General features: G+C 63.2%; 29 protein-coding genes and 2 pseudogenes. 13 read left to right on the top strand and 18 right to left on the bottom strand.

Annotated elements, in window-relative coordinates:
• Positions 1 to 183: 183 nt before the first annotated feature.
• Together raiA and ptsN are read left to right on the top strand one after the other, a co-directional pair.
• The gene (raiA, locus tag EN943_RS11680) at positions 184 to 768 is read left to right on the top strand and encodes a ribosome-associated translation inhibitor RaiA (RefSeq protein WP_013529588.1); all 585 of its coding nucleotides are present in this window, start codon (positions 184 to 186) and stop codon (positions 766 to 768) included.
• A 121-nt stretch (positions 769 to 889) separates the two neighbouring features.
• A complete protein-coding gene (gene ptsN, locus EN943_RS11675) occupies positions 890 to 1354 on the top strand; it encodes a PTS IIA-like nitrogen regulatory protein PtsN (protein WP_127412739.1) in 465 nt (154 codons plus the stop codon).
• Positions 1355 to 1450: 96 nt separating this feature from the next.
• Here ptsN and EN943_RS11670 read toward each other — a convergent pair whose 3' ends face one another.
• Both EN943_RS11670 and EN943_RS11665 read right to left on the bottom strand, forming a co-directional pair.
• Complete coding sequence (locus EN943_RS11670; RefSeq protein ID WP_127412738.1) at positions 1451 to 1708, bottom strand: DUF1150 family protein; 258 nt, start codon at positions 1706 to 1708, stop codon at positions 1451 to 1453.
• Positions 1709 to 1829: 121 nt separating this feature from the next.
• Entirely contained in the window at positions 1830 to 2255 is a 426-nt protein-coding gene (locus EN943_RS11665; RefSeq protein WP_023760739.1) for an Hsp20 family protein, read from the bottom strand.
• A gap of 315 nt (positions 2256 to 2570) precedes the next feature.
• On the opposite strand from EN943_RS11665, the gene EN943_RS11660 reads away from it, so the two are divergent.
• Positions 2571 to 3512 carry a nucleoside hydrolase gene (locus tag EN943_RS11660; protein ID WP_127412737.1) on the top strand — a complete coding sequence of 314 codons (942 nt, stop codon included), beginning with the start codon at positions 2571 to 2573 and terminating at the stop codon, positions 3510 to 3512.
• A 154-nt stretch (positions 3513 to 3666) separates the two neighbouring features.
• Here the strand turns inward: EN943_RS11660 and EN943_RS11655 are convergent, their stop codons facing one another.
• From EN943_RS11655 to EN943_RS11620, 8 genes are all read right to left on the bottom strand, one after another.
• Positions 3667 to 4281 (bottom strand): LysE family translocator, encoded by a 615-nt coding sequence (locus EN943_RS11655; RefSeq protein WP_127412736.1) that lies wholly within the window; start codon positions 4279 to 4281, stop codon positions 3667 to 3669.
• Between the two features lie 113 nt (positions 4282 to 4394).
• Positions 4395 to 5846 carry an amidase gene (locus tag EN943_RS11650; protein ID WP_127412735.1) on the bottom strand — a complete coding sequence of 484 codons (1452 nt, stop codon included), beginning with the start codon at positions 5844 to 5846 and terminating at the stop codon, positions 4395 to 4397.
• Position 5847: 1 nt separating this feature from the next.
• A complete protein-coding gene (locus EN943_RS11645) occupies positions 5848 to 6753 on the bottom strand; it encodes a ribokinase (protein ID WP_127412734.1) in 906 nt (301 codons plus the stop codon).
• Positions 6754 to 6907: 154 nt separating this feature from the next.
• Complete coding sequence (locus tag EN943_RS11640) at positions 6908 to 7390, bottom strand: hypothetical protein (protein WP_164778168.1); 483 nt, start codon at positions 7388 to 7390, stop codon at positions 6908 to 6910.
• Positions 7365 to 7877 (bottom strand): hypothetical protein, encoded by a 513-nt coding sequence (locus tag EN943_RS11635; protein ID WP_127412732.1) that lies wholly within the window; start codon positions 7875 to 7877, stop codon positions 7365 to 7367. The genes EN943_RS11640 and EN943_RS11635 overlap by 26 nt, the downstream gene beginning before the upstream one ends.
• Complete coding sequence (locus tag EN943_RS11630) at positions 7844 to 8236, bottom strand: hypothetical protein (RefSeq protein WP_127412742.1); 393 nt, start codon at positions 8234 to 8236, stop codon at positions 7844 to 7846. Before EN943_RS11630 ends, EN943_RS11635 begins: the two co-directional genes overlap by 34 nt.
• A gap of 21 nt (positions 8237 to 8257) precedes the next feature.
• Positions 8258 to 8728, bottom strand: coding sequence for a hypothetical protein (locus tag EN943_RS11625; RefSeq protein ID WP_127412731.1), 471 nt, complete (start codon positions 8726 to 8728; stop codon positions 8258 to 8260).
• A 210-nt stretch (positions 8729 to 8938) separates the two neighbouring features.
• Positions 8939 to 9814 carry a bifunctional helix-turn-helix domain-containing protein/methylated-DNA--[protein]-cysteine S-methyltransferase gene (locus EN943_RS11620; RefSeq protein WP_127412730.1) on the bottom strand — a complete coding sequence of 292 codons (876 nt, stop codon included), beginning with the start codon at positions 9812 to 9814 and terminating at the stop codon, positions 8939 to 8941.
• A 115-nt stretch (positions 9815 to 9929) separates the two neighbouring features.
• On the opposite strand from EN943_RS11620, the gene EN943_RS11615 reads away from it, so the two are divergent.
• The gene (locus EN943_RS11615) at positions 9930 to 10745 is read left to right on the top strand and encodes a class I SAM-dependent methyltransferase (RefSeq protein WP_127412729.1); all 816 of its coding nucleotides are present in this window, start codon (positions 9930 to 9932) and stop codon (positions 10743 to 10745) included.
• Positions 10746 to 10754: 9 nt separating this feature from the next.
• On the opposite strand, the gene EN943_RS11610 is transcribed toward EN943_RS11615, so the two are convergent.
• Positions 10755 to 11249, bottom strand: coding sequence for a DUF2244 domain-containing protein (locus tag EN943_RS11610; protein WP_127412728.1), 495 nt, complete (start codon positions 11247 to 11249; stop codon positions 10755 to 10757).
• A gap of 22 nt (positions 11250 to 11271) precedes the next feature.
• On the opposite strand from EN943_RS11610, the gene nth reads away from it, so the two are divergent.
• Positions 11272 to 12096 (top strand): endonuclease III, encoded by an 825-nt coding sequence (gene nth, locus EN943_RS11605; protein ID WP_127412727.1) that lies wholly within the window; start codon positions 11272 to 11274, stop codon positions 12094 to 12096.
• A 1-nt stretch (position 12097) separates the two neighbouring features.
• Here nth and EN943_RS11600 read toward each other — a convergent pair whose 3' ends face one another.
• From EN943_RS11600 to EN943_RS11585, 4 genes are all read right to left on the bottom strand, one after another.
• Complete coding sequence (locus tag EN943_RS11600; protein WP_127412726.1) at positions 12098 to 13606, bottom strand: tripartite tricarboxylate transporter permease; 1509 nt, start codon at positions 13604 to 13606, stop codon at positions 12098 to 12100.
• A 10-nt stretch (positions 13607 to 13616) separates the two neighbouring features.
• Positions 13617 to 14090 carry a tripartite tricarboxylate transporter TctB family protein gene (locus EN943_RS11595; RefSeq protein WP_127412725.1) on the bottom strand — a complete coding sequence of 158 codons (474 nt, stop codon included), beginning with the start codon at positions 14088 to 14090 and terminating at the stop codon, positions 13617 to 13619.
• 76 nt (positions 14091 to 14166) lie between these two features.
• Entirely contained in the window at positions 14167 to 15144 is a 978-nt protein-coding gene (locus tag EN943_RS11590; protein WP_127412724.1) for a tripartite tricarboxylate transporter substrate-binding protein, read from the bottom strand.
• Positions 15145 to 15327: 183 nt separating this feature from the next.
• The gene (locus EN943_RS11585; RefSeq protein WP_127412723.1) at positions 15328 to 15786 is read right to left on the bottom strand and encodes a DUF2214 family protein; all 459 of its coding nucleotides are present in this window, start codon (positions 15784 to 15786) and stop codon (positions 15328 to 15330) included.
• 200 nt (positions 15787 to 15986) lie between these two features.
• Here EN943_RS11585 and EN943_RS11580 point away from each other — a divergent pair, with 200 nt between their 5' ends.
• Together EN943_RS11580 and EN943_RS38310 are read left to right on the top strand one after the other, a co-directional pair.
• Positions 15987 to 16520 (top strand): GNAT family N-acetyltransferase, encoded by a 534-nt coding sequence (locus EN943_RS11580; RefSeq protein WP_127412722.1) that lies wholly within the window; start codon positions 15987 to 15989, stop codon positions 16518 to 16520.
• A 5-nt stretch (positions 16521 to 16525) separates the two neighbouring features.
• Positions 16526 to 16636, top strand: a pseudogene (locus tag EN943_RS38310) (flagellar motor protein MotB); the annotation flags it as partial.
• Positions 16637 to 16661: 25 nt separating this feature from the next.
• On the opposite strand, the gene EN943_RS11570 reads toward EN943_RS38310, so the two are convergent.
• Positions 16662 to 17432 (bottom strand): IclR family transcriptional regulator, encoded by a 771-nt coding sequence (locus EN943_RS11570; protein ID WP_127412721.1) that lies wholly within the window; start codon positions 17430 to 17432, stop codon positions 16662 to 16664.
• Positions 17433 to 17615: 183 nt separating this feature from the next.
• Here EN943_RS11570 and EN943_RS11565 point away from each other — a divergent pair, with 183 nt between their 5' ends.
• The 5 genes from EN943_RS11565 (at position 17616) to EN943_RS11545 (ending at position 22828) form a co-directional block, all read left to right on the top strand.
• Positions 17616 to 18593: a tripartite tricarboxylate transporter substrate-binding protein gene (locus EN943_RS11565; protein WP_127412720.1), complete on the top strand. Its 978-nt coding sequence runs from the start codon at positions 17616 to 17618 to the stop codon at positions 18591 to 18593.
• Between the two features lie 122 nt (positions 18594 to 18715).
• Complete coding sequence (locus EN943_RS11560) at positions 18716 to 19252, top strand: tripartite tricarboxylate transporter TctB family protein (RefSeq protein WP_127412719.1); 537 nt, start codon at positions 18716 to 18718, stop codon at positions 19250 to 19252.
• A 4-nt stretch (positions 19253 to 19256) separates the two neighbouring features.
• The gene (locus EN943_RS11555; protein ID WP_127412718.1) at positions 19257 to 20780 is read left to right on the top strand and encodes a tripartite tricarboxylate transporter permease; all 1524 of its coding nucleotides are present in this window, start codon (positions 19257 to 19259) and stop codon (positions 20778 to 20780) included.
• Between the two features lie 15 nt (positions 20781 to 20795).
• Entirely contained in the window at positions 20796 to 21980 is a 1185-nt protein-coding gene (locus EN943_RS11550; RefSeq protein WP_127412717.1) for a CoA transferase, read from the top strand.
• Entirely contained in the window at positions 21977 to 22828 is an 852-nt protein-coding gene (locus tag EN943_RS11545; protein WP_127412716.1) for a citryl-CoA lyase, read from the top strand. Before EN943_RS11550 ends, EN943_RS11545 begins: the two co-directional genes overlap by 4 nt.
• Positions 22829 to 22832: 4 nt before the next feature.
• On the opposite strand, the gene EN943_RS11540 is transcribed toward EN943_RS11545, so the two are convergent.
• Together EN943_RS11540 and EN943_RS11535 are read right to left on the bottom strand one after the other, a co-directional pair.
• On the bottom strand, positions 22833 to 23309 hold the full coding sequence (locus EN943_RS11540) for an NUDIX hydrolase (protein ID WP_127412715.1): 477 nt from the start codon (positions 23307 to 23309) through the stop codon (positions 22833 to 22835).
• 126 nt (positions 23310 to 23435) lie between these two features.
• Complete coding sequence (locus tag EN943_RS11535; protein ID WP_127412714.1) at positions 23436 to 23744, bottom strand: hypothetical protein; 309 nt, start codon at positions 23742 to 23744, stop codon at positions 23436 to 23438.
• 662 nt (positions 23745 to 24406) lie between these two features.
• Here EN943_RS11535 and EN943_RS11530 point away from each other — a divergent pair.
• A pseudogene (locus tag EN943_RS11530) lies at positions 24407 to 25272 on the top strand (hypothetical protein); the annotation flags it as partial.

Genomic DNA, 25272 nt, shown 5'->3' with positions numbered 1-25272 from the left:
CTATGCCCGCATGCGGATGGTCCGTCACGACGTTGGCCTCGGGACGGTCAAAGGGCGGCTTGTGATCAACCGGAAAGTTTGGATTTAAAATCGGCGCAAGTGACGCCGCAAAGCTTGTGCGCACGGATCACGAGTATAAACTCGGGCCAGTTTGAAGCCTGAGCAAGGAAGGTCAGTTTTCAGATGAATCTGCGCATATCGGGAAAACACATGGACATCGGCGATGCGTTTCGAACACGCATCAACGATCGTGTCGGCGAAGCGATCGGCAAATATTTCGATCGCGGCTTTGCAGGACATGTCACAGTCATCAAATCGGGCTCGCGCTATTCCGCGGACTGCATGATCCGGCTGGATTCCGGCGCTTCGCTGCAGGCCACCGGCGATGCCCAGGATCCGACGCTTGCCTTCGAGGCGGCGGCGGACCGCCTGGAAACCCGCCTGAGGCGCTACAAGCGCCGGCTGAAATCGCACAATTCGGGCGCCGCCAATGGCCAACCGACCGACATAGCCTACACGGTGATGGCGCCGCTTGCCGATGACGACGAGGACATTCCGGAGAATTTCGCGCCGGCCATCGTCGCCGAATCAACCATGACGCTGAAGACCATGTCGGTGGCGTCGGCGGTCATCGAGCTCGACACCAAGGACAGCCCGGTCTTCGTCTTCCGCAACGCGGGAACCGACCATCTCAATATCGTCTATCGCCGACCCGATGGAAATATCGGCTGGATCGACCCGTCGACGACCAAGGTCGCACAAGCGTGACGACAGAGGTCGCACGGTGACGGCAACGGTCGCACGGTGACGACAGAGGTCGCACGGCAATAAGAGCCGGCCACACGAGGGGTGGGACTGGTGACGGCAGGCGAACAAGGGATTTTCAAGCATGGATCTGAGCGATCTTATCAACGTTCCGGCGATATTGCCGGCGTTGAAGGCGAACTCCAAGAAGCAGCTGCTGCAATTGCTGTCCGAACGGGCAGCTGCGATTTCCGGCATTCCGGAGCGGGAGGTGTTCGACACCATCCTGCAGCGTGAGCGGCTGGGTTCGACCGGCGTCGGCAACGGCATCGCCATCCCGCACGGCAAGCTGGCCGGCGTGAAGCGCATCGCGGGTGTTTTCGCCCGGCTGGAGACGCCCGTCGATTTCGAATCGCTGGACGATCAGCCCGTCGATCTGGTGTTTCTGCTGCTGGCGCCGGAAGGGGCGGGCGCCGATCACCTCAAGGCACTGTCGCGCATCGCGCGGGTGCTGCGCGATGCCGACACGGTGGCCAAGATCAGGGGTACGCGCGACGCCTCCGCTATCCACGCGCTTTTATCGGACACCCAAGCCTCCCACGCGGCCTGATTTTTTCTGATTGAGACGACATTCAAGGGCCGCCATGGGCGGCCCTATGCGTTTGAGCCTGTGCTGGTCGCGCCTAATAGAGTGGCGCGCTGGGCCTTAGTGAATGGCGACCGTGGTCAGATCGTTTTCCATGGCACCGGCCAGAGCGCGGTCACGCGCATCGGAAAGCAGGATCGGCTGGCCATTGGCGGCAAACAGCGCCCACAATTCCATGCCGGGAGCGATTTCGCCGAGGTTCGGGAAACGGCCGAGCAATTCGTCGCTCGAAACCTTTCTGAGATAAGCGACCGAGCCCTCGCCGAGATGGGCGAATTCGCCGCTTGTCATGGTGATATTTTCGTCAGTTCTGGTCATTTCAAAGCCTCCTTGGCGCGAGGACGCCGCTCAAGGCCATCCCGCATGAGAGCCATTTCAATTTGCTGCATCGTGCTTTCGGAAAGTCGGAGCCGATTTCCGGCCGATGCAGTGGTAAAGATCAGTCTTTCACCGATATGTTTATTTTCCGTACCAGCCGTTCGGACTCCGGCCGATCGAGATCGATCGACAAAAGGCCGTTCTTCAACTCCGCCGCGATCACTCGCATGCCGTCGGCCAGCACGAAACAGCGCTGGAACTGGCGCGCGGCGATGCCGCGATGAAGAAATTCGCGCTCGGTGTCGTCGGTCTGACGGCCGCGCACGACCAACTGGTTTTCCTCCGTGGTGACATCGAGATCGCTTTCGGCGAAACCGGCGACCGCCAATGTGATGCGCAACCTTTCGGTCTTGCCGTCGGCGCCGCTGAGGCGTTCGATGTTGTAGGGAGGGTAGCTGTCACCGGACTTCGCCAAGCGCTCCAGGGTCTTTTCCATGGCGTCGAAACCAAGCAGAAGCGGGCTGGAAAAGGGCGTCATTCGGCTCATGTTACACTGTCCTCTCAAGAGCGACATAAAGTGGAAAAACCCAGATGGCATTTTTCCCGATGGCCTTGATATGGTCCGCCCCGCGACCAAGTTCAAGCCGTCAACAGACCCGCCCAAAAAGACCACGCCGTGGACTCACAGGAATGACCGACATGGCGCTTGAAACGGCGAGCAGATGCAAGGAGAAGCGCGCAGGTCGGGATTGGCTTCCCCGGTCGAGCGGTTCGACCTGGCAGCTCGCGGCCGCTTCGGCGTCATTTGGATGTTTCGATCGGATCGATGCAAGCCCACGACCTCGCCAAACAAGGAATTGAAATGCCCCAGTTACGCAAGATCATCATCGACACCGATCCCGGCCAGGATGATGCCGTCGCCATATTGCTGGCGCTCGGCAGCTCCGAACTGGAGATCGTCGGCATATCAGCCGTTGCCGGCAACGTGCCGCTGAAGCTTACCGAAAAGAATGCCCGCAAGATCTGCGAGCTGGCCGGTCGCCCGGACATTAAGGTCTATGCCGGCGCCGTCCGGCCCCTGATGCGCGAATTGGTCACCGCCGAGGAAGTGCATGGCAAGACCGGCCTCAACGGACCGCAATTGCCCGAGCCGACGATGAAGCTGCAGGACCAGTACGCAGTCGATTTCATCGTCGAGACGCTGATGAGCGAAGAAAGCGGCACGATCACGCTTTGCGCGCTCGGGCCGCTCACCAACGTTGCGCTGGCGCTGATCCGCGAGCCGCGCATCGCACCACGCATCAAGGAAATCGTGCTGATGGGCGGCGGCTTCTTCGAGGGCGGCAATGTCACCCCGACCGCCGAATTCAACATCTATGTCGACCCGCAGGCCGCCGATGTCGTGCTCAAATCCGGCATCCCGATCGTGATGATGCCGCTCGACGTTACCCACAAGGCGCTGACCACCGCCAAGCGCACGCAGGCCTTCCGCACGCTCGGCACCAGGGTCGGCACCGCCACCGCGGAGATGTTGGAGTTCTTCGAGCGCTTCGACGAGGAGAAATACGGCACCGACGGTGGCCCGCTGCATGACCCTTGCGTCATCGCCTATCTGTTGAAGCCGGACCTGTTCAAGGGCCGCAACTGCAACGTCAGCGTGGAAACCGCCTCGGAACTGACCATGGGCATGACCGTAATCGACTGGTGGGGCGTCACCAAACGGCCGAAGAACGCCATGGTGATGCGCGACATCGACCATGACGGATTTTTCGCATTGCTGGTGGAGAGGCTGGGGCGGCTGTGAGAGCTTCCTTCGCCCCGTTCACGGGGAGAAGGTCCCGGCAGGGGGATGAGGGGCGGCACAAACGTTGATATTTTGTCTGCAGGCACGGCGCTGCCCCTCACCCGATCGCTTCGCGACCACCCTCTCCCCGTAAACGAGGCGAGGGAAGGGGCGCTTACTTCGCCTTTGAAAACGCCAGCCACAGGCCGCCGCCGACCATGAAGCTGCCACTGATCCTCGACAAAAGCTTGATGCGGCCGGCCGACAGCAGGCGCCCGGCGCGGCCGGCGGCCAGCGCGTAGGTCGAATCCGAGAAGGCGGCGAAGATCATCACGGTCAGGCCCATGATGGCGATCTGCAGCGAGTAGTTGCCTTGCGGCGAAATGAACTGCGGAAAGAAGGCGCCGAAGAAAATCAGCGTCTTGGGATTGCTGAGCGCCACCAGCAGGCCCTGCAGGAAGAAGCCGCCGCGCGGCTTTCTCGCTGTTCCATCGGCATTCAACGTGCCCTTGGAACGGAACATCTGCACACCCATCCAGATCAGATAGGCGGCACCGATCAGCCGTACCCACTCGAACCAGTGACCCATGCCTGCGATCAGCGTGTTGAGGCCGATGCCCACAATGGCGATCATCACGGCAAGCCCGGCCTGCGTGCCGGCGACATTGGCGAGGCCGGCGCGGGAGCCATGACGGATGCTGTTGGCGATGATCAGCGTGACCGTCGGACCCGGCACCAGGATGATGACGATGCAAGCGAGGACATAGGCGGCGTAGAGTTCGAGCGACATGATCTTTCCCCAGGAATACCGCCGAGGCGGCGCGGTTGAGGATAATCAATGCATAGCAGCGCAGCCGGTGCAAGCCGCTACCTAGCGCCCTGCGACACGCCAGTCCGCCCGGTTCAGGCGCCGGCCGGCCAAGGCAGCGTTGCCTCATAGGCGGCGGCTGCCTTGAGCACGGCGAGATCGCCGCGTGGCCGACCGATCAGTTGCATGCCCATCGGCCTACCCTTGTCGTCGAAGCCGACCGGCACGTTGACCCCCGGGCAGCCGCCCAAGGTCGCGAAGGCGGAAACCTGCATCCAGCGGTGGTAGCTGTCCATCGCGCGTCCGGCGACCTCACGCGGCCAATGCATATCGACATCGAAGGGGAAGACCTGCGCTGTCGGCAGCGCAATCAGATCATAGCGGTCGAAGATCGACAGCAGCATGCGATGCCAGGATGTACGGATGACCGAAGCGGCGCGGATCTGCGGCGCCGTCAGCCGCATGGCGTTCTCCACCTCCCAGATGGCTTCCGGCTTGAGCAGGCGGCGCTTGGCGGGGTCGTCATAGTGGGTTTTGAGCGCGCAGCCGCTGCTGGCCTGGCGCAGCGTCACGAAGGCCTGCCACAGCGCTTCGAAATCGAAATCCGGCAGCAACGGTTCAGTCGCGAAAGACGCTTCCGCAAAGCGGCCGAGTGCCGCCTCGCACAGGCCGAGAATGCCTGTTTCAACCGGCAGATGACCGTGGAGGTCACCGAGCCAGGCGATGCGGCCAGCAGTTGCCGGTATTCCAAGCCCTTCGAGGAACGAGCCGGGTTTCTCGTAGGACAATGGCGCGTGCGGGTGGTAACCGGCCTGCACATCGAGCAGCAGCGCCATGTCACGGACGTTGCGGCCCATCGGCCCGTCGACGCCCATCTGCGCATGAAAGATCTCTAAATCCGGTCCGCCGGGAACAAGTCCTTGCGACGGGCGGAAGCCAAAAACATTGTTCCAGGCAGCCGGGTTGCGCAGCGAGCCGCCGAAGTCGCTGCCATCGGCGACGGGCACCATGTTGAGCGCCAAGGCCACCGCCGCGCCGCCACTCGAGCCGCCGGCGGTCAGGGCCGGATCGAAGGCGTTCAGCGTCGGCCCGAACACGGCGTTGTAGGTGTTGGAGCCGAGCCCGAATTCGGGGACGTTGGTCTTGCCGATGATGATGGCGCCGGCATTGCGGATGCGCTCGACGAAGAAATCGTCTTCCTGCGGGACGAAATCGGCGAAGATCGGCGAGCCGAACGAGGTCCTGAGGCCCGTGGTCGAGGCGAGATCCTTGATGGCGATGGGCAGGCCGAAGAGCGGACCCGCAGCTTCGGCTCGCGACAGGCTGGCATCGGCCGCATCGGCTTCGCGCAGGATATCGGCGCGATCGCGCAAGGAGACGATGGCGTTGACCAGCGGATTGACCGCCTCGATGCGATCGAGGAATGCCGCCACCACCTCGCGCACGGAAAGCTCTCTCTCCCGGATCGCGCCGGCGAGTTCGACCGCGGACAGGCGGCAGATGTCGCCTGCCGGCGGCACAGCATGTTTCGTTTGAGGACGCAGCATTTTAACGGCTTTCCTGCAGCGCCTGATCGACGTCTTTGGCGAGCGGGATCGCTGGTTGGGCACCAGGCTTGAGGCAGGCCAGCGAGCCGGCCGCGCCGGCGCGCGCCAGCGCCTGTTCGAGCGTGAGGCCCGACGACAGGCTGGCGGCGAAATAGCCGCAGAACGTATCGCCGGCGCCGACCGTGTCGACAGGGGTGATCTTCCTTGCCGGAACGGTGAGGAAATCGCTCGGTGTCGCCGCCATCACGCCGTCGCCGCCGAGCGTGACGACGACGGTGCGGCCGGTCTTTCCGGCAAAGTCGCGCATGCGGGCCGCCCGGTCGCGGCCTTGCAGCGACAGCGCTTCGCCATAGAGATCGAACTCGGTTTCGTTGGCGACGACATAGTCGGCCTTGCCGATAAAGCCGGCTGCTTGCCCCTGGAAAGGCGCCGTGTTGAGCACGGTGATGGCGCCGGCCGCCCTTGCCTGGTCGAGGGCGGCATCGACGGTGGCCAGCGGAATCTCATTTTGCAGCAGCACGACGTCGCCTTTTTTCAAGAAGGCCTTGGAGAGATCGCCGGGCACCACGGAAGCGTTGGCGCCCGGCACCACGGCGATGATGTTCTCGCCGTCGTCGGCGACCATGATCAGTGCCGTGCCGGTCGAGGCGTGAGTCTCGGCAACGCCGGACAGGTCGACCTTGCCGTCGCGCAGCAATGCCAGTGCCTCGGCGGCGAAGCTATCCCTGCCGACGGCGCCGACCATGCACACCGAGGCGCCGGCCCGTGCGGCGGCCAGTGCCTGGTTGGCGCCCTTGCCCCCAGGCGCGGTGGTGAAGGCCGAGCCGCCCACCGTCTCGCCGGGGCTCGGCAAGCGGTCGACCTTGGCGATAAGGTCGAGGTTGATCGAGCCGATGACGATAATCAAGCAAGGCCTCCTGGCAACGCAAATTCAAAATGTCGGAGCGTCCTTCGTGCGTCCGGGCGAACGCGGGCCGTTCCGATTGCGCGAAAGCTAACCTGTAAGGCCGCGGCTTGCCAGACCACGCGAGTGGTCCAGTCCGATTTGAGGTGTCGTGGCCTTATTCGCAGCGCACGGTGACCGTGCCCTGATAGTTGCCGGCGGGAAAGATACCGCTCGATCTGGTGGCGGTGAGGTCGACCTGCATCGTGTGGGTGCCGTTGGTAACCCTCTGCGGCACACTTCCAGTGTTGTCGACCCCCAAGCCATCGAGGCGGAAGACCGAAGCGAAGGTCACGTTGGTGCCGCCGCCGCTCGGCGCGGACGAGAATGCGGCAGGCGCCGGTGCCGAAACCGAATAGCAGTCAAGCAAGTTAAGCAATGAGCACAACAGCGAGCTTGCCACCACGGTGGCGCTGGCACTCGATCCGCCTGCCTGTTTGGAGCCCAGTATGCTGATGGCGGGATTGGCCTTCATCGTTCCGGACGCCCCGACCATGATGGTGCAGGTGCCGATGATCGCTGCCTGCACCGGAAGGCAGGAACCGGCAAGTGCAGCCATCGCAAGCAGCGCGCGGCTACTGCTTCTTCTTTTTCTTGCCATCGCCATTTCCGGTCCTGATGCTCCAGCCTTCGTTGGCCCACCCCGGTGACGCGGCCGTGGAAGCGCTGGCAGCCACGCTCGCCGTCTGGCCGTCGGCGCCGAGGCCCATTTTGAGGAGCTTCAGTTCCAGTTGCAGGCGCTCGACCTCAAGCTCGTAGAGACGGCTGCAATCGACGCGCTTCGGCGTGCGCCCGATCGGGATCACCACCCGACCATAGGTGGCAACGCTGTTGTCCGATTGGCTGTTGCCTCGGATGACGCCGAGATCGACATAAGCGCCGGAACCGGAGACGGCGGAACGGCAAGTGGTGCCGTCCGCGGCATGCACCTCGTCCTGACCTTGGGGCAAGGTGACGCCGGGCAGGTTGAAGCCGCTCTCATTCTGGTTGAGGTTGTAGACGTCCTCGGCCCCGGCTGGCGAGGCACCCGCCCAAGCAGCCGCGAGCGCCAGTGTCAGGACTTGCGGCGCCCAAAAAACTTTCCGCATATCTGTGCCCTTATCTGCGTCTGTTGATTGGGAAAGGGGATGCTTTCGGTACAGATACGCACTTTACGCTCGGCAGCGCCGTCAAAAGGCACAACCACAAGGACAGAACGGGAGGCCTGGGAAGCCAGTTGGAAGACATTTGGAGAGACCCTGGCATCTACCGGCTGGAAATCCTGATCGTAGACATGGATTTCGACCCGGATCTTCCGGTCGTAGGGATTGGCGGGGAAGACGCGAACTGCGAAGACGTCGGTGAAGCTGTTGATCTCGCCACGCATCGGCGACATCGATTGGGCCTCGGCGGCAATGGGCGCCAATCCGACGGCCAATGCCGTCGCCAGGATTCGAGCATGTTTCAACGACCCCTCCTTCGCCACGCGTCATTCGCAGCGCAGCGTTACCGTTGCCTGATAATTGCCGTTGGCGAAGCGATTGCTGCCGCCTTTGGTTCCTGCGAGGTGAACCGAGACGAGATCGGCGCCGGGTGTGGTGATGCTGGTTGCCGAGCCGGTCTCGACGATGGAATGCGCGCCGGCGGCGGAGTAGGTGGGCGTCCAGGTCGTCGACGTGCTGTCGGCGGATGGCACCGTCATGGTGGTGACCGGATCGACGCTGAGCGACACACCTCCGGTCGTCGTCAGCGTCACGGTCCCAGCCGAGCCGCCGCTGTTGTGGGAACTGAGGGACTGGAGATCGGGACTGGCCGTCATCGTACCGTTGGTGGCCACGACAAGTGTGCAGGTGGGCGCGATCGTGCCGTTGAAGATGACATTCTGCGTCGCGGCCAACGCGGCCTCGTCGATGCTGGCAACCAGCAGAGCTGCGCCGCAGGCGGCGCGAAACAATGTCATCGGGACCTCCTATTAAGCCGGATCGTCCGGATTAATACGAGGGCATCATCACTTTATCGTGGTTAATTTAGAGTTACCTAAAATAAAGGCTCAAAATAACAACTCTGGGAACCGGAGGTTGCCCTCGGTTGCAAAGGCGGAAACCACAGTGGAAATCGCGCTTATACTTAATAACGCCGATTTTCTTCGTAATATCGAGGAAAATCGATATTACGATACCTGCCCGGCTTCCCAGCCCAGAATGGCGCGCTTGCGGGTCAGGCCCCAATGATAACCGGTAAGGTCGCCTGATTTACCGATGGCGCGGTGACAAGGCACCACGAAAGAGAGCGGATTGGCGCCGTTGGCCGCACCGACCGCCCGGCTGGCGGACGGTGCGCCGATGCTGGCCGCAATCGAGGAATAGGTGCGGGCCTTACCCATCGGGATCTTGAGCAGCGCCTCCCAGACGCGAACCTGGAAGTCTGTGCCGATCATGACGACATGCAGCGGCTGGTCGGGGCGCCACAGCGTCGGATCGAAGATACGGGCGGCATAGGGGCCGGTAGCAGTCATGTCCTCGACATAGATGGCGTTCGGCCAGCGGCTGGACATGTCGGCGAAGGCGGAGCGTTCCTCGCCGGGGTCGCTGAAGGCGAGGCCGGCGAGCCCGCGCTCGGTGGCCATGATCAGGGCGGTGCCGAATGGGGAGGAATGGAAGCCGTAGCGGATGGTGAGCCCGGCGCCGCGTGTCTTGTAGTCGCCCGGCGACATCGCCTCATGCGTGACGAACAGGTCATGCAGCCGGCCCGGGCCGGACATGCCCAGCTCGAACGAGGTCTCCAGCAGCGGCATGCCGGAATCGAGCAGCCTGCGCGCATGGTCCAACGTCACCGCCTGCAGGAAGGCCTTGGGCGACAGGCCGGCCCAGCGGGTGAAGAGTTTTTGCAAGCCTGTCGGCGTCTCGCCGACCTCCTCGGCCAGCTCTTCGAGGGAAGGCTGATCGCGATAGTCGAGACTGATCTTCTCGATGGCACGGCGCACGATTTCGTAGTCGCTGCCTTCAGGCGTGATGTCCTTTTTGAGGACTGCTGTGTGTGTGCTCATGGAACTGTCTCCTTGAGCCGGAATATCGCCCCTCGGGGCGTCGATCGCCACCCGAAACTTGCTTTCCTGCGGCGCATACCCAGATAGACACGGGATTCGAGCCCAGGAGCCGCTCGTGGCTGGCGAAAAAGTACATTTAACAGGCGAGAGGGAGACCTTGCTGCTGACGCTCTACGGCAAAGCGCTGGAGAGCCGGTTACCGGATTCGCTGCTCGGAGATCGCTTGGCCGATGAGGCGGTGCACAAGATCGACTACGACTTCTCAAGGCTGAAAGTCGACGGCAACCTCGGCGTCGGCCTGGCCATCAGGGCAAAAACGCTGGACGTCCGCGTTGAGGACTTTCTCGCCAGAAATCCCGACGCCATCGTGCTGCATCTGGGGTGCGGGCTCGACACGCGTATCTTTCGCGTCGATCCTCCGTCAGGTGTGGACTGGTTCGACGTCGACTACCCCGAGGTGATCGATCTCAGACGCAAGCTTTATCCGCCGCGCGACCATTGCCATCTGGTCGCTTCGTCGGTGATCGAACCGGATTGGCTGGCACAAGTGCCCCGCAATCGCCCGGCAATCGTGGTGGCGGAAGGGCTGACGCCCTATCTCGCCGCCGATGAAGGGCCACGCCTGTTTGCGCGGCTCGTTTCGCATCTTGCCAGCGGCGAGCTGATCTTCGACGCCTACAGCAATTTCGGCCTGAAGCTGCTTCGCCTCAATCCAACCATCAAAGTAACGGGCGCAGAGGTTTACTGGGCCATCGACGATCCACACGAACTCGAGTTGACCGTTCCGAAGTTGAGGTTCGTCGAAGATATCTCGGCCTACAAGCCTGAACATGCCGCTCGCATGGGCTGGTCCGCCAAATTGTTCATTCGCCTTTGGAAGTACATTCCGGCCTTGCGGAAAATCGGCAGGCTGTTGCGCTACCGGTTCTGAAACACGGGCTCAGCGTGCCTTGGCGGTCGCCAGCGCTCGCGAAAAGGCGGTGGCAAAACTCTCGCGGGAATCGGGGTCCAGGAACGATCCTATCGGCACGTTCTGGCCTTCGCCTTGCACCGCCATCCCTGTGATGCCGATCTCGGCACGACGGGCCACCGAAAACCGCGCCCAGAACGGATTGAAGCGATGCGCTTCCGATTTGCCGGAAGGTGCCGTCTTGCGGATGTCGAGGCTGGTGCGCGAGACCGAGACTTCTTCGCGTGCGCGAGCGGCACGATAGTTGATGCGAAAGGCGATGTAGACGGCGGCCACGTCGAGGCCGAAGAAGCCGAACACCGGCCAGGCGCCGCGCGACAGGAAAAACGCGCCTGTCACCAGCCAGCCGAACAGCAGCGCGCCCATCAGGACGAAGAAGCCTGTCCGGCCCAGAGACCGGTGCGGGGTCAGTAGCGCCTGAAAGAATGGCTCGTCGGCCTGAAACGAGGCGTTTGTGTCGCTCATGAGGGGATATTATAGGAGGGAAATGGCAAGTCCCAAGTCCAAAGATTCTTCCCTGTCCAAAAAAGAGCTGTTGCCCGCACCACGCGATGGTTCGAACGCAAAGCCGCGCCCGCGGCCGGCGCGAGGCGCGTCACGCTACAGCCCGGCCGAAGTGAACGAGATATTCCGGCGCTTTTCCGTCCAGCGGCCCGAGCCGAAGGGGGAGCTCGAACATGTCAACGCCTTCACGCTGCTGGTCGCGGTGGTGCTGTCGGCGCAAGCGACGGATGCAGGGGTCAACAAGGCGACGCGGGCGCTGTTCAAGGCCGCCGATACGCCGCACAGGATGCTGGCGCTGGGGGAGGCAAGGGTCGGCGAATATATCCGCACCATCGGGCTGTGGCGCAACAAGGCGAAGAATGTGATTGCGCTGTCGCAGGCGCTGATCCGCGACCATGGCGGCGAGGTACCCGATAGTCGTGATGAATTGGTCAAGCTGCCCGGGGTCGGGCGCAAGACCGCCAATGTCGTGCTCAACATGGCTTTCGGCCAGCACACGATGGCGGTCGACACGCACATTCTGCGCATCGGCAACCGGCTAGGATTGGCGCCCGGCAAGACGCCGGAACAGGTCGAGCAAGGATTGCTGAAGATCATTCCGGACGAATATATGCGCCATGCACATCACTGGCTGATCCTGCATGGCCGCTACGTCTGCAAGGCGCGCAAGCCGGATTGCCCGGCCTGCGTCATCGCCGACATCTGCAAGGCCGAGGTCAAGACGACCGATGTGCCGGCACCGCTGGTGCCGATCGCACCGCTCGACCCGGTCGAAGAGGTTCAGGACCGAAGCGGAACGACAGCGTAATTCAACTCTCCTCCACAAACACCTCTTCGCGCTTTTTCTTGACCGCCGGCAGGAAGACGACGGCGAGCACGGCGAGCGCGATGAGCAGCAGGCCGGCGCTGATCGGTCTGGTCACGAAAGTGCTCGGGTCGCCGCGCGAGAGGATCATGGCGCGGCGCAGGTTTTCCTCGAGCAGCGGGCCGAGCACGAAGCCGAGCAGCAGCGGTGCCGGTTCGCAGCGCAGCTTGGTCAGGAGGTAGCCGAGGAAGCCGAAGAAAGCGACGGCGTAGAGGTCGTAGACGTTGCTGTTGACGCTGTAGACGCCGATCGAGCAGAACGCCATGATGATCGGGAAAAGCACGTAATAGGGGATCGTCAGCAGCTTCACCCAAAGCCCGATCAGCGGCAGGTTGAGGATGATCAGCATCAGATTGCCGATCCACATCGAGGCGATGATGCCCCAGAACAGCGCCGGCTGTTCGGTCGCGACGTTGGGGCCGGGTACGATGCCCTGGATGATCATGGCGCCGATCATCAGCGCCATGACCGGGTTGGCCGGAATGCCGAGCGTCAGCATCGGGATGAAGGAGGTCTGCGCACCGGCATTGTTGGCCGATTCCGGCCCGGCGACGCCCGCGATGGCTCCCTTGCCGAACTCCTTCGGGTTTTTCGAGACGCGTTTTTCGACCGTGTAGGACGCAAAAGCTGCCAGGATCGCGCCGCCTCCCGGCAGGATGCCGAGCGCCGAACCGATGATCGTTCCGCGCACGATGGGCGCTGCCATGCGCCGAAAGTCCTCGCGGGTCGGCATAAGGCCGGTGACCTTGCGGATCATCACGGAGCGCTCATCCTCGTTTTCGAGGTTGCGCAGGATCTCGGCGACGCCAAAGACACCGACCGCCACCGCAACGAAATTCAACCCGTCGGCATATTCCCGGATTCCAAGCGTGAAGCGCGGCGTGCCGGTGTAAATGTCGGTGCCGACAATGCCGAGCAGCAGGCCGAGCACGACCATGGCCAGCGCCTTGACGATCGAGCCGTGGGCGAGCGCGACGGACGAAACCAAGCCGACGATCATCAGCGAAAAATACTCGGCCGCGCCGAATTTCAGCGCGATCGCCGTCAGCGGCGGGGCAAAGATGGCGACGAGGAATGTCGATACGGTGCCGGCAAAGAATGAGCCGATGGCCGCGATCGCGAGGGCCGCCCCGGCGCGGCCGTTCCTGGCCATCTGGTAGCCGTCGATCGCGGTGACGGCGGACGAGGATTCGCCGGGCATGTTAATGAGAATGGCGGTGGTCGAGCCGCCATATTGCGCACCGTAATAGATGCCGGCGAGCATGATGAGGGAGGAAACCGGGTCGCCGATCTGGAAGGTGATGGGCAAAAGCATGGCGATGGTCGCGGTGGCGCCGATGCCGGGCAGAACACCGATCAGCGTGCCGAGAAGGACGCCGATCAGGCAGAAACCGAGGTTGGTCAGCGACGTCGCCGTCGAAAAGCCGAGCGCGAGGTTGTCGAGCAGATCCATGCTCGTCGCCTCAGGATGCCAACCATGGGGCCAGCCACGGGCCGAAGCGGCGGAACGGCAGGCCGAGCGCGTAGCTGAAGACGAGGAACGCGAACAATGTCAGGCCGGCCGACAGCACGAGCGCGGTCAACGGCTTCATGCGGCGGCTGGCAAACGACGCGATCAGCGCCGTTAGGAAGATCGACGGGATGAATCCGAGGCCGTGCACCGTCAGGCCGAAGAAGATCGGAGCAGGCAGGATGAACAGCATGCCGCGCCACGCAATATGCCCGATCGCTTCGCCCTCGACGCGTACGGCCTGGACGAGAATGACGGCGCCAAGCAGGATCAGCACGATCGCCAGGACCAGCGGAAAATAGCCTGGCCCCATGCGCAACGCGGTGCCGATTTCGAGGCCGAGCGATTGCAGCGCGAACCATGCGCCGAAACCGATGAACAGGGCGGCGCACAGGCCGTTGGCCCTGTCGATCGCGAAAGGTTTCATGATGGTTCTCCCAAGACCGCAGTGGGTAGCGGATGCCGAGCGGAACAGGGGCGCCGGTGGCGCCCCTGTTCAAACCTCAGTCGGCGTACTGGCCGGCGGCTTCGATGATCGGCTTCCAGCGCGCGATCTCGCCTTCCAGCTTGGCCTTCAGTGCGGCGGGCGTCGCATCGGCCTCGGGCGACGGCTTGGTGCCGAGTTCGGCGAAGCGGGCCGCGACGTTCTGGTCCTTCAGCGCAACCTGCAGCGATTTCGACAGGCGTTCGGTGATCCCGGCTGGCGTGCCCTTGGGTGCATAGAGACCGTGCCAGATGCCGACCTGCACTTCGGGAAGGCCGCCTTCCACCGTCGTCGGGACGTCCTTCAGCACATCGAGGCGCTCCGGCGAGGTGACGGCATAGGCCTTGATGGTGCCGCCCTGGATCTGCTTGGTGGTGTTGGTCGTCTGGTCGCACATGATGTCGACCTGGCCGCCGAGGAGATCGGTCATGGCCGGGCCGGTACCCTTGTAGGGCACGGTGACCAGCGGCGTCTTGATGGCGCTCATGAACAGCATGCCGCACAGATGCGAGGCCGCACCGATGCCGGCATTGGCGACGGTTATGGAATCCTTGTTGGCCTTGGCGTACTCCACCAACCCCTTGAGATCGGTCGGCTCCAGGTCCTTGCGGCCGACGATGGTCATCGGCACCTCGGTGACGAGGCCGACATATTCGAAGGCGTTCAGCGTGTCGTAGGCGAGCTTTCTGTACAGCGTCGCACTTGTCGCCATGCCGATATGATGGAGCAGCAGCGTATAGCCGTCAGGCTCGGCGTTGGCGACGCGGCCGGCACCCAGCGTGCCGCCGGCGCCGCCGACATTCTCGACGATGACCTGCTGGCCGAGATCCTTCGACATGGCTTCGGCGACGAGGCGCGTGACCGTGTCGGTCGGGCCACCGGCCGCAAAAGGCACCACAACGGTGATGGTGCGTTCAGGATAGGTCTGCGCGCCGGCAGTGAACCCATAAAGCGTAACGGCCGCGGCAGCAGCCAGAGTGGCGACAAATCTTCTCATCGTGATCTCCTCCCGGGATATGAATCTCCAACCGCTGTGCGGAACTCCTCTCAACACCGGCTGCGCATGAAGCAACAACCAGGGCAAGCTAACAAATAGCAACTTGGCTCAAACGGCAAACTGCCAATATCCGCAAACTGTCCGGGCCCAATGGATGGAAGATGTCGGAGGGTGATTGCCATCCTAGTAGCCGTAGCCGCGCGCCATCGCCGCGGCGAAGACCGGGATGAGCAGGAAGATGAAAGCTTCGGCGCGGATATAGGTCTTCACGGATGCAAGCTCGGTCGCCGACACCTGGAACGAGGCATTGCCGCTCGCCTGCCTGTTCCAGGATATGAAGCGGACGGTCGGGATGATCGACAGCAGACCGACAGCGCCGAACGCCGCTATCTTGGCCCAGAACACCCAGTTGTAGACGTAGAATTCCCAGCCCTTGAGGCCATAGAAGACGCGGCCGATGCCGACGACGATGATCAATGCGGCGATGACGCCGTAATGGCGGTCGATGCCGGCGAGCCTCTTGAGCGTCGCAGCAGCACCCAGGTCGCCGCGGATCAGGACGAATTCGGCGCCGATGATCCCCGCCAGCGAAAACACCAGCAGATGATGTAAGATCGCAAGCACAAGATCGGTGGTGTCCATGCTCTTTCCCCGGGTTTGACGGCATCAATGCGCGCCCGAAAAAGGTCGCGCTGGCAGGTGTTGAATCAGCCTGCCGTGAAAAATAACACCGTCTTGCAAAATTCCCATAGCGGCGCCTGGATGATGGGCCGTGTTGCCCTGGCCCCTTGCGCCGCACCGGCGATTTGCTAAGCGCTGACGATTCGTGCGAGGCAGATCCCATGAACAATCCGCAAGCGACCAGCGCTCCTGTCATCGAAACGAAGCGAACCATCCTGCGGGCACACCGGCTGGATGATTTCGACGCCTATGCCGCGATGTGGACCGATCCCGTCGTCACCCGCTTCATCGGCGGCAAGCCGCGCACGCGTGAAGAAAGCTGGATGCGCTTCCTGCGTCACGCCGGCCTGTGGTCGCTGCTCGGCTATGGCTTCTGGGCGATCGAGGAGAAGGCGACCGGGCGCTTCATCGGCGAGGCCGGGTTTCACGATCTGAAGCGCGACATGGAACCATCGATCGAAGGCATTCCCGAGGCCGGGTGGGCGCTGGTTCCGGCCGTGCACGGGGCGGGCTTCGCCACCGAGGTGGTTGGCCGTGTCCTGGCGTGGGGCGAAGTGATTTTCGGGCGCGAGAAGACGGTCTGCATCATCGATCCGGAAAATGGCGCTTCGCTGAGGGTGGCTGCCAAGTGCGGTTACCGGGAAGTGGTAAAGACCACCTATCACGACGCTCCGACCATCCTGCTGGCGCGGTGACCTGAGCGGCGCGGTTGACCGCTGCGGGCGCCGGCATGATGGCGCCTGTCGCCAGCAATGATGACGAGGCGGGCCGCGCCAAGAACCGCCGTGTGGTTCTTGTCAAATTGAACTGAGCGAGCTTCCCAACCAGGACGCATTCTACGGCATGGCGTCCGCTGCCAGGCTTGCCTGCTCGAGCATTGAGGCGTCCTCGCCAAAGGCGCGGGTGGCGCGGGCCGCCGCCTCGAGCAGCGGACGCTTCATGCGCTGCAGAAATGCCGCGTCGACGCGCGTGCTTGGTCCAGCCAGGGTCAAGGCGCCGAGCAGCACGCCCCCTGGCCCGAACACCGGCGCCGACACGCCCCCCGTCTCGGGATCGCGGTCGCCGACGGCGAGACAGTTGCAGGTCTTGCGGATGGTCTCGTAGGGTTCGCCCTGCTGGCCCGAAAACGCTGCAAGCACGCGGCCGCCCGAGCCGAGCAGCAAAGGCAATACGTCGCCTTCTCGTATAGTATAGCGGATCGGGTGCTTGGATTCGACGCGGTAGAGACAGGTGCGGACGTCGCCCGAGCGAACATAGAAGGCAACGCTCTCCCAGCTTCGCTCGGAAAGATCGCGCATGATCGGCAGCAGGATATCGACCGCCACGACCGAACGCTGGTAGAGCGCACCGAGCCGAAAGGTCGCGGGTCCGACGCGGTAGCGCCCATTGTCGAGACGCTCGAGCAATCGTCCGCGCAAAAGGGAATTCGCAAGCCGCAGGATGGTGCTCTTGTAGAGACCGGTGCGCGCAGCGATTTCGGCCAGGCTGAGCGACCGGTCATCCGTGGTGAAGGCATCGAGGATGGCAATCGCCCGATCGAGTGCCGCAACACCTTCGGTGGACGCGTGGTCGATTTTCGCATCTGCCGATTTGCTTGGCGAGTCCATGGCGGTTCCAGTTTGAAGAAAGCCGAGCGACGCGACTGTGTCGCGCCGCCAAATCGTTCTGTCCAGTAGAATATCGTTTCCGTTGACAGAACTCCGTAACATCTGCTTGAAATCGATGACGGGTCTGGATGCAGGCGCGTTTTGGCGGGCACCGGAGGAGGTGTCGTGATTTGGAGGAATCCCATGCTGAACAGACGCAGATTTTTGATGAGCACCGCAGCCGCGGGCGCCGCCGGGCTGGTGGCGTCGCATCTCTCTCCCGCTTTCGCCGAGGGTGCACCCCAGATCCAGATTTTCGTGCCGGCGGCACCGGGCGGCGGCTGGGACCAGACGGGGCGCACCATCGATCAGGTGCTGCGCAGTGAAAAGCTCATCTCGGGTTCGCAGATCACCAATGTCGGCGGCGCCGGCGGCACTGTCGGGCTGCCGCAATTCATCAGCCAGTGGAACGGCAAGGGCAATTCCCTGATGGTTGCCGGCATGGTCATGGTTGGCGCCATCATCGCCAACAAGGCCGCGAACAATCTGACGCAAGTCACCCCGATCGCCCGCCTCACCGGCGAGTTCGAGGCCTTGGTCGTGCCGGCGGAGTCGCCGTTCAAGACGGCCGCTGATTTCGTCGCCGCGCTCAAGGCCGATTCGACAAAGGTTCCTGTCGCTGGCGGCTCGGCAGGCGGTTCCGATCACATCTTGTTCGGCTTGATTGCCAAGACCGTCGGCGTGCCGGCGACAAACCTGTCCTACGTGCCGTTCGCTGGCGGCGGCGAGGCGTTGTCGGCGCTGCTCGGCAACCAGGTCGCGGCTGGCATTTCCGGCTTTGGCGAGTTCTCCGAGCAGGTCAAGGCGGGTGCGCTCAGGCTGCTCGCCATCTCGGCTGACAAGCGTCAGGACGGCATCGATGCGCCGACGCTGAAGGAGGCCGGCATCGATGTCGAACTGTTCAACTGGCGTGGCGTCTTCGCACCGCCCGGCGTTTCCGACGCCGACAAGGCGGCGATGGTCACAATGATCGAGACCATGGCCAAGAGCGATGCATGGGCTACCGAGTGCAAAAACCGCAACTGGACGCCCATCCTTTTGACTGGCGACGACTACGCAAAATTCCTCACCGAGGACACGGCCCGCATCACCGCGATCCTCAAGGATCTAGGCCTCGCCTGATGTCTTCAGGGGGCGGTTAGATGCTGCCCCCTTCCCCACTTCGCCTGCCGCATGGACATATGATGCGGCGAAACTGCGGATGCGGCCGGCTGGAGGATGCCCGCCACTTTGGGAGGACACCGATGAGCACCAGCGACCATCAGGCGGCGCCCCCGCGCCTTGCCATGCCCGAATTGTTGATCGGCGTCGGGCTTCTCGCCTGCGCCGGGGCCGTAGCTTGGCAGACCCTGGCGATCCCGGTGTCGCCGCTCTATTCCAAGGTCGGGCCGACCGTCTTTCCCTATATCACCATGACCGGCATGATCGTGCTTTCGCTGCTGCTTATCCTCGCAGCGCTGCGCGGCGGCTGGCAGCCGGAGGAAGAAAAGGAAACGCCGACCGACTGGAAGGCGATGGGCATCGTCGTTGCCGGGCTGGTGGCAAACCTGGTGCTGATCCAGCCGCTCGGCTTCACCGCCGCCTCGGTCATTATGTTCGTTCTCGTCTGCTATGGCTTCGGCAGCAAGCGTACGCTGCGCGACATAGGGCTCGGTCTGATCCTGGCGCTTGCCGCCTATTTCGGCTTCGCCAGGGCGCTTGGCGTCAACATCGGTGCCGGTTTCATCGAGAACCAGCTGAACACGGTCATCGATGCGCTCATCACCATGTTGAGGGGCTGACGCCATGGAAACGCTCGGACATCTCGCGCACGGCTTCTCGGTCGCCTTCAACCCGGTCAACCTTCTGTGGTGCCTGCTTGGCACCACGCTCGGCACCGCCATCGGCGTGCTGCCCGGTCTTGGGCCGGCGCTGACCATCGCGCTGCTTTTGCCGATCACCTACCAGGTGGCGCCGGAAGCATCCTTCATCCTTTTTGCCGGCATCTATTACGGCGCCATGTATGGCGGTTCGACGACGTCGATCCTGCTCAACACGCCCGGCGAAAGCGCCACCATCGTCACTGCGCTGGAAGGCAACAGGATGGCGCGTTCGGGCCGTGGCGGTGCGGCACTCGCCACTTCGGCGATAGGCTCGTTCGTCGCCGGCACGATCGGCACGATGGGCGTCGCTTTCCTGGCGCCGGTGGTGGTCAAGTTCGCGCTGGCCTTCGGCCCCGCGGAATATTTCTCGCTGATGGTGCTGGCCTTCATCACCGTCTCGGCGGTGCTCGGCTCGTCTTCCGTACGCGGCCTGACCAGCCTGTTCGCCGGCTTCGTCATCGGCATGATCGGCGTCGACCTGCAGACCGGCCAGCCGCGCTTCACCTTCGGCATGACCGAACTGCTCGACGGCGTCGACGTCATCATCGCCGCCGTCGGCCTGTTTGCCGTCGGCGAGACGCTGTACATGGCCTCTCGCCGCTATGCCGGCAAGGACGAGATCGTGCCGCTGAAAGGCTCGCTCTACATGACGGCGGCCGAGTGGGGGCGTTCGTGGAAACCCTGGCTGCGCGGCGCTGCGATCGGCTTCCCGATCGGCGCCATGCCGGCCGGCGGCGCCGAAATCCCGACCTTCCTGTCCTATGCGATCGAAAAGAAGCTGTCGAAGCACAAGGAGGAGTTCGGCACGGTCGGCGCCATCGAGGGCGTCGCCGGCCCGGAGGCTGCCAACAATGCGTCCGCAGCCGGCGTGCTGGTGCCTATGCTGACGCTTGGCCTGCCGACCTCGGCGACGGCGGCGATCATGCTGTCGGCGTTCCAGAGCTACGGCATAAACCCCGGACCGCTGCTTTTGACGACCCAGGGCGACCTCGTCTGGGGGTTGATCGCCAGCCTGTTCATCGCCAACGTCATCCTGGTCATCCTCAACCTGCCGCTGATCGGCCTGTGGGTGCGGCTGCTGAAAATCCCGGCGCCGCAGCTCTATGCCGGCATCCTGGTGTTCGCCACGGTTGGCACCTATGGCATTTCGCAATCGCCCATCGACCTCGTCATCCTCTATCTCCTGGGGGCCGCCGGTTTCCTGATGCGGCGCTTCGATTTCCCGACCGCGCCTGTCATCATCGGTATGATCCTTGGGCCGCTCGCCGAAACCCAGTTCCGCCGGGCGATGACCATCTCGAATGGGGACTGGTCGGTGTTTTACACCCACAAGCTGTCGTTGACGCTGCTGACGCTCGCCTTCATCGGCCTCGCCGGCCCGCATATCTGGGCCTTCATCGAGCATCGGCGTCGGCGCGGACCGGAGCATGTGCCCGGCGATGCCTGATCGATCCATGACGCCATGACAGAACTGCTTTCCGGTATCCGCGTCCTCGACCTGACCAATGTCCTGGCCGGTCCCTACTGTGCCTATCAGCTGGCGCTGCTTGGCGCCGACGTGATCAAGGTCGAGGCGCCGCAAGGCGGTGATCTGGCCCGCCAGCTCGGCGGCTCGCCAAAGCTCAACAGCGCCGGCATGGGCGCCTCGTTCCTCGCGCAGAACGCCGGCAAACGATCTGTTGTGCTCGACCTCAAGAAGCAAGCCGATCGCGAGCGTTTCCTCGATCTGGTCGCCAGCGCAGACGCACTGGTGGAGAATTTCCGCCCCGGCGTGATGGATCGGCTCGGCCTTGGCTACGAGGCGCTGAAGGCGGTCCGTCCCGGCCTCGTCTATTGCGCGATATCGGGCTTCGGCCAGACCGGGCCAATGCGCGACAATCCCGCCTATGACCAGATCATCCAGGGCCTGTCGGGGATCATGAGCATCACCGGCACACCGGAAACGGCGCCGCTGCGGGTCGGTTATCCCGTCGCCGACACGCTTGGCGGACTGGTCGGCGCGTTCGCCATCGCCTCGGCGCTGGTGCGGCAGAAGACGAGCGGCGAGGGTGCCTTTCTCGACGTCTCGATGCTCGAATGCACACTTTCCGCCCTTGGCTGGCCGGTTTCCAATTATCTGACCGCAGGTATCGATCCCAAGCCGATGGGCAATGAGAACATGACGGCGGCACCCTCCGGTGCGTTTCGCACCGGCGACGGGCTCATCAACATCGCCGCCAACAAGCAGGAGCAGTTCGTGGCGCTGTGCCGGCTGATCGGCCGGCCGGAACTGGCTTCCGATACCCGCTTTGCCGAGCGCGAGACGCGCAAGCGCAACCGTGCGGCGCTTAAAGTCGAGATCGAGGACGCCCTGGCGGGCGCGCCAGCCGCGGCCTGGGAAGAGATGCTCAATCGCGCCGGCGTGCCTGCCGGCAGGGTGCTGACGATCCCGCAAGTGCTGGCCGAGCCGCAAGTCCTCGAACGCCAGGTGACCGCGAATTTCGACGATGTGGCTGGCATGGACAAGCCGCTGACCGTTCTGCGCGGCGGCTTCATGGTCGATGGCGTTTCACCCTTGCCGACAAAGCCGCCGCCGGCGCTCGGCGAACATATGGGCGAGGTGTTCGCCGACCTGCCACCCCGCGCCAAGACAAAGGCACGCGCATGAGCGGCACGGAGAAGAAGACGGGCCGTGAGCGCGGCGAGGAATGGTGGCAGACCGACATCATCGAGATGCGGCCTGGTGTCATCCGGCTGCGCGGCTACGAGATCCAGGATCTGATCGGCCGCGTCAGCTTCCCGGCTGTCATCTGGCTGATGCTGCGCGGCGAACTGCCCAGCGAGGACCAGGCAGAGTTGCTCGGCATCGCCCTGGCTGCCGCCGTCGACCACGGACCGCAGGCGCCATCGATCGCCATCGCGCGCATGGCTGCAACCTGCGGCGTCGGTATCAACAGCGCCATGGCCTCGGCTATCAACGTTCTCGGCGATGTGCACGGTGGCGCCGGCGAGCAGGCGCTTTCCCTCTATGGCGACATTGCCGTGGCAATCGATGCCGGGATGACGCTGAATGAAGCGGTCTCGGCGCGGCTCGACCGGTTCTTCGCCGAGGAGAAGGGCTATGTGCCGGGGCTCGGACATCGCTTCCATCCCGTCGACCCGCGCGCGCCGCGCTTGCTGGAGCTGACCCGCGAATTTGCCGCATGCGGTGCCGTCAATGGACGTTTCGCCGACATTGCAGAAGCGATCGAGGCGGATGTCGCGCGACGCAGGGGGAAAAAAATACCGCTCAACATCGATGGCGCCACCGCCGTCATCTATGGCGAACTCGGTTTTCCGCCGCCGCTGACGCGAGGGCTTTTCGTGCTGTCGCGCTCGGTCGGCATCCTGGCGCATGCCTGGGAGCAGTCGCAGCAGGCCGAGCGAAACAAGGGGCCGCTGCCGCGCGAGTGGCTGTGGGCCTATACCGGCACGCCGGTGCGGCCGCTTCCCGAAAGCGACGACCCCGGCGAGTGAGGCTTTACGCCTGGTCCACCTGCAAAGGCTGGGGGATCTTCAGCGTCTTCACCAACGTTGAAAGATCCGGCTCGTCGATGAGCATGGCCGCATCGGCTGGCGCCAGCCAGGCCCGCTGGCGTCGTTTGGCTTCCTGCCAGTCGGCCAGTTCCTCCGTTACCTCGAGCAGATAGACGATGACGTCGACGCGGACAAAGCGATTGGCCAGCCGCTTCCAGTAGGAATAGGTGCCCGCCGGCTGCTTCAGCGTCTTGCCGAGCACGCCGGCTTCCTCCTGCGCCTCGATGGTGGCCGCCTTGCGTCCGCTCTTGCCCTTCATCGGCCAGCCCTTGGGGACGATGAAGCGCCTGGTGGTACGCGACGTGACCAGCATAACCTCGATGTCGCCGTGCAGGGTCAGCCGAAAGGGAATAGCCGCTACCTGGCGGATCCTCTCGCCCTTCTTTGCCTTGCGTACGGCCTTCTTCTTGGTGGCTGCCATTCGTCAATCCAGTCGATGCAATGCCGCATAGCCCGACAAGGCGTCGTTGCAAACCAAAACTTTCGCATGTGCCGAAAGACACCCGAAATACCTAAGTCGGCTAAATAAACGAAAAAGACCTTGATGTCAGCGGCAATTGCTCACGGCGGTGGTGCCGATTATCTGGGTCTGGCAGCTTGGCTTGAGCTGCTGCACGACCGGTGGTGGTTGCTGAACGATCTGGCGGTCCTGGGCGCGATTCTGCTGCTGTTGCTGCTGATATTGCTGCCGTTGTATCCTGTTTTGCAGGATTTGCAGGTCGTTTTGCCGGATCAGCGCATTGTTGCCGGTAACGGAATTGAGCGCCTGCGCGGAAGCCGGCAGGCAAACGCCCGCCAGCACTGCCGTGGCCAGCATTGCCACTGTGAAGATCGTTGATGGCCGAAGTGCCGACATCCGCTCATTCCCGCGCAAAAACTCTGTCCTTTGATATAGGATGTTTGCGCGTCGATGCCATGGCCAGCGGGTCGAGCATCACGAAATCGGACAGTCCAATCGCATTGTTCTGCGATTCCGGCCACGAAACGGCAGATAGTCGTCATATGACGACTATGAAACGTCGGTGGCTTTGGTCAGTGTTCCCCACGTAAGTTTTCGGTTTCATCCGGCATAAGTTAATGTATTCTAATTGAGTCAGAGCTCCGCAAGTGGGAATGCGGATGCTCTGTTTAATGCATTGAACCTTATTGCACAGTGCCGGCATCCTTATTGCAATTGCATGAGCAGAGCATAGCGGTGGCGTCGGACTCAAGCAGGCATTGAGGGCGCGCCCCCGTAAAACGGGGGGTAAGTGCATGGCTTTGTTTTCAAAGCGTGGTGGCTTTGCCATCAAACGCGCGTTCGCGGTTTCGCATTCCGGTATCGACGCTGCCAATGCCCATATGGCAGAGCTATCCCAGCAAGCAGGGCTTGCCCGCCAAGCGTTGCCGGGCCGCTCGCCTTGTTCGTTCCGTGCGGCGCAAGCGTGGACTTTGTTTAAACTGGGACCGGTGGCATGGGCGCTAGAAGCGTCTGGCTCGGGTCGCCGTCGCCGGCCAGGTGTGATTGCCGGACGGTTGATGGTCCTTCTCGGCGCCACCGCGCTGATGGGTTTTCCGCTGATACAGGCGGCGCATGCTCAGTTCGTCATAGACAAGAACGGCCCGGATGCTCCGGACAGGGGACCTGGTGGCTTTGACGCAGATGGCGATAATGGCGATCCCGGCGGATCGATTACAAATGCGACTCCTGGAGCCGTAAACAACGCTCCGCAGATAAACGTCAACGCATCTGGATTTGGCGGCACGGCGAATGGCGGCGACGGCGGCGACGGCGGCGAAGGCCTGGCTGGAACGCCCATTGAAACCAATGGTGGTGAGGGCGGCAATGGCGGCGTTGGCGGATCCGTCGATGTTCTCAACAACGCCACGATTTCGACCGTCGGCTCGGGCCATCATGGACTCATAGCTTCCGCGATCGGCGGCGATGGCGGCAGTGGCGGCGGCGCCCTTCCGGCGATCGCCAACCTCGGCGGCGACGCCGGAAGCGGCAACGCCGGCGGCAGCGCCAACGCCGTTGCGTCTGGCACCAGCGACATCACGACGACGGGCGACTTCTCCTACGGCATCTTTTCCAACGCCAGCGGCGGCAATGGCGGCCAGGGCGGTGACAACATCGTCAGTCTCGGCGTCGATGCTGGTGACGGCGGTGATGGCGCTTCCGGTGGCACCGCATCGGCAAGCAACGCCGGCAAGGTGGAAACATCGGGATTGGCCTCTTATGGCATGCTGGTGCGGTCGGCAGGTGGTGTGGGTGGCAATGGCGCCGATGGCGTCGGCGTCGTCAGCGGCGGCGGCAATGGCGGCGGCGCCACTTTGGGCGGAAATGCCACGGGCAGCAATTCGGGCGGCATCATAACGCATGGCGATTTCGCCAGCGGCATGGC

It is taken from the genome of Mesorhizobium sp. M7A.F.Ca.US.006.01.1.1 (assembly GCF_003997935.1).
In the GTDB taxonomy this organism is placed as follows: Bacteria; Pseudomonadota; Alphaproteobacteria; order Rhizobiales; family Rhizobiaceae; genus Mesorhizobium.
Note: the sequence above shows the minus strand (reverse complement) of the source record. Positions and strands in the feature narration are given on the sequence as shown.

Coding starts and splice junctions, on each gene's coding strand:
- raiA (WP_013529588.1), top strand. CDS start 184: ATGAATCTGCGCATATCGGGAAAACACATGGACATCGGCGATGCGTTT.
- ptsN (WP_127412739.1), top strand. CDS start 890: ATGGATCTGAGCGATCTTATCAACGTTCCGGCGATATTGCCGGCGTTG.
- EN943_RS11670 (WP_127412738.1), bottom strand. CDS start 1,708: ATGACCAGAACTGACGAAAATATCACCATGACAAGCGGCGAATTCGCC.
- EN943_RS11665 (WP_023760739.1), bottom strand. CDS start 2,255: ATGAGCCGAATGACGCCCTTTTCCAGCCCGCTTCTGCTTGGTTTCGAC.
- EN943_RS11660 (WP_127412737.1), top strand. CDS start 2,571: ATGCCCCAGTTACGCAAGATCATCATCGACACCGATCCCGGCCAGGAT.
- EN943_RS11655 (WP_127412736.1), bottom strand. CDS start 4,281: ATGTCGCTCGAACTCTACGCCGCCTATGTCCTCGCTTGCATCGTCATC.
- EN943_RS11650 (WP_127412735.1), bottom strand. CDS start 5,846: ATGCTGCGTCCTCAAACGAAACATGCTGTGCCGCCGGCAGGCGACATC.
- EN943_RS11640 (WP_164778168.1), bottom strand. CDS start 7,390: ATGGCAAGAAAAAGAAGAAGCAGTAGCCGCGCGCTGCTTGCGATGGCT.
- EN943_RS11635 (WP_127412732.1), bottom strand. CDS start 7,877: ATGCGGAAAGTTTTTTGGGCGCCGCAAGTCCTGACACTGGCGCTCGCG.
- EN943_RS11625 (WP_127412731.1), bottom strand. CDS start 8,728: ATGACATTGTTTCGCGCCGCCTGCGGCGCAGCTCTGCTGGTTGCCAGC.
- EN943_RS11620 (WP_127412730.1), bottom strand. CDS start 9,814: ATGAGCACACACACAGCAGTCCTCAAAAAGGACATCACGCCTGAAGGC.
- EN943_RS11610 (WP_127412728.1), bottom strand. CDS start 11,249: ATGAGCGACACAAACGCCTCGTTTCAGGCCGACGAGCCATTCTTTCAG.
- nth (WP_127412727.1), top strand. CDS start 11,272: ATGGCAAGTCCCAAGTCCAAAGATTCTTCCCTGTCCAAAAAAGAGCTG.
- EN943_RS11600 (WP_127412726.1), bottom strand. CDS start 13,606: ATGGATCTGCTCGACAACCTCGCGCTCGGCTTTTCGACGGCGACGTCG.
- EN943_RS11595 (WP_127412725.1), bottom strand. CDS start 14,090: ATGAAACCTTTCGCGATCGACAGGGCCAACGGCCTGTGCGCCGCCCTG.
- EN943_RS11590 (WP_127412724.1), bottom strand. CDS start 15,144: ATGAGAAGATTTGTCGCCACTCTGGCTGCTGCCGCGGCCGTTACGCTT.
- EN943_RS11585 (WP_127412723.1), bottom strand. CDS start 15,786: ATGGACACCACCGATCTTGTGCTTGCGATCTTACATCATCTGCTGGTG.
- EN943_RS11580 (WP_127412722.1), top strand. CDS start 15,987: ATGAACAATCCGCAAGCGACCAGCGCTCCTGTCATCGAAACGAAGCGA.
- EN943_RS11570 (WP_127412721.1), bottom strand. CDS start 17,432: ATGGACTCGCCAAGCAAATCGGCAGATGCGAAAATCGACCACGCGTCC.
- EN943_RS11565 (WP_127412720.1), top strand. CDS start 17,616: ATGCTGAACAGACGCAGATTTTTGATGAGCACCGCAGCCGCGGGCGCC.
- EN943_RS11560 (WP_127412719.1), top strand. CDS start 18,716: ATGAGCACCAGCGACCATCAGGCGGCGCCCCCGCGCCTTGCCATGCCC.
- EN943_RS11555 (WP_127412718.1), top strand. CDS start 19,257: ATGGAAACGCTCGGACATCTCGCGCACGGCTTCTCGGTCGCCTTCAAC.
- EN943_RS11550 (WP_127412717.1), top strand. CDS start 20,796: ATGACAGAACTGCTTTCCGGTATCCGCGTCCTCGACCTGACCAATGTC.
- EN943_RS11545 (WP_127412716.1), top strand. CDS start 21,977: ATGAGCGGCACGGAGAAGAAGACGGGCCGTGAGCGCGGCGAGGAATGG.
- EN943_RS11540 (WP_127412715.1), bottom strand. CDS start 23,309: ATGGCAGCCACCAAGAAGAAGGCCGTACGCAAGGCAAAGAAGGGCGAG.
- EN943_RS11535 (WP_127412714.1), bottom strand. CDS start 23,744: ATGTCGGCACTTCGGCCATCAACGATCTTCACAGTGGCAATGCTGGCC.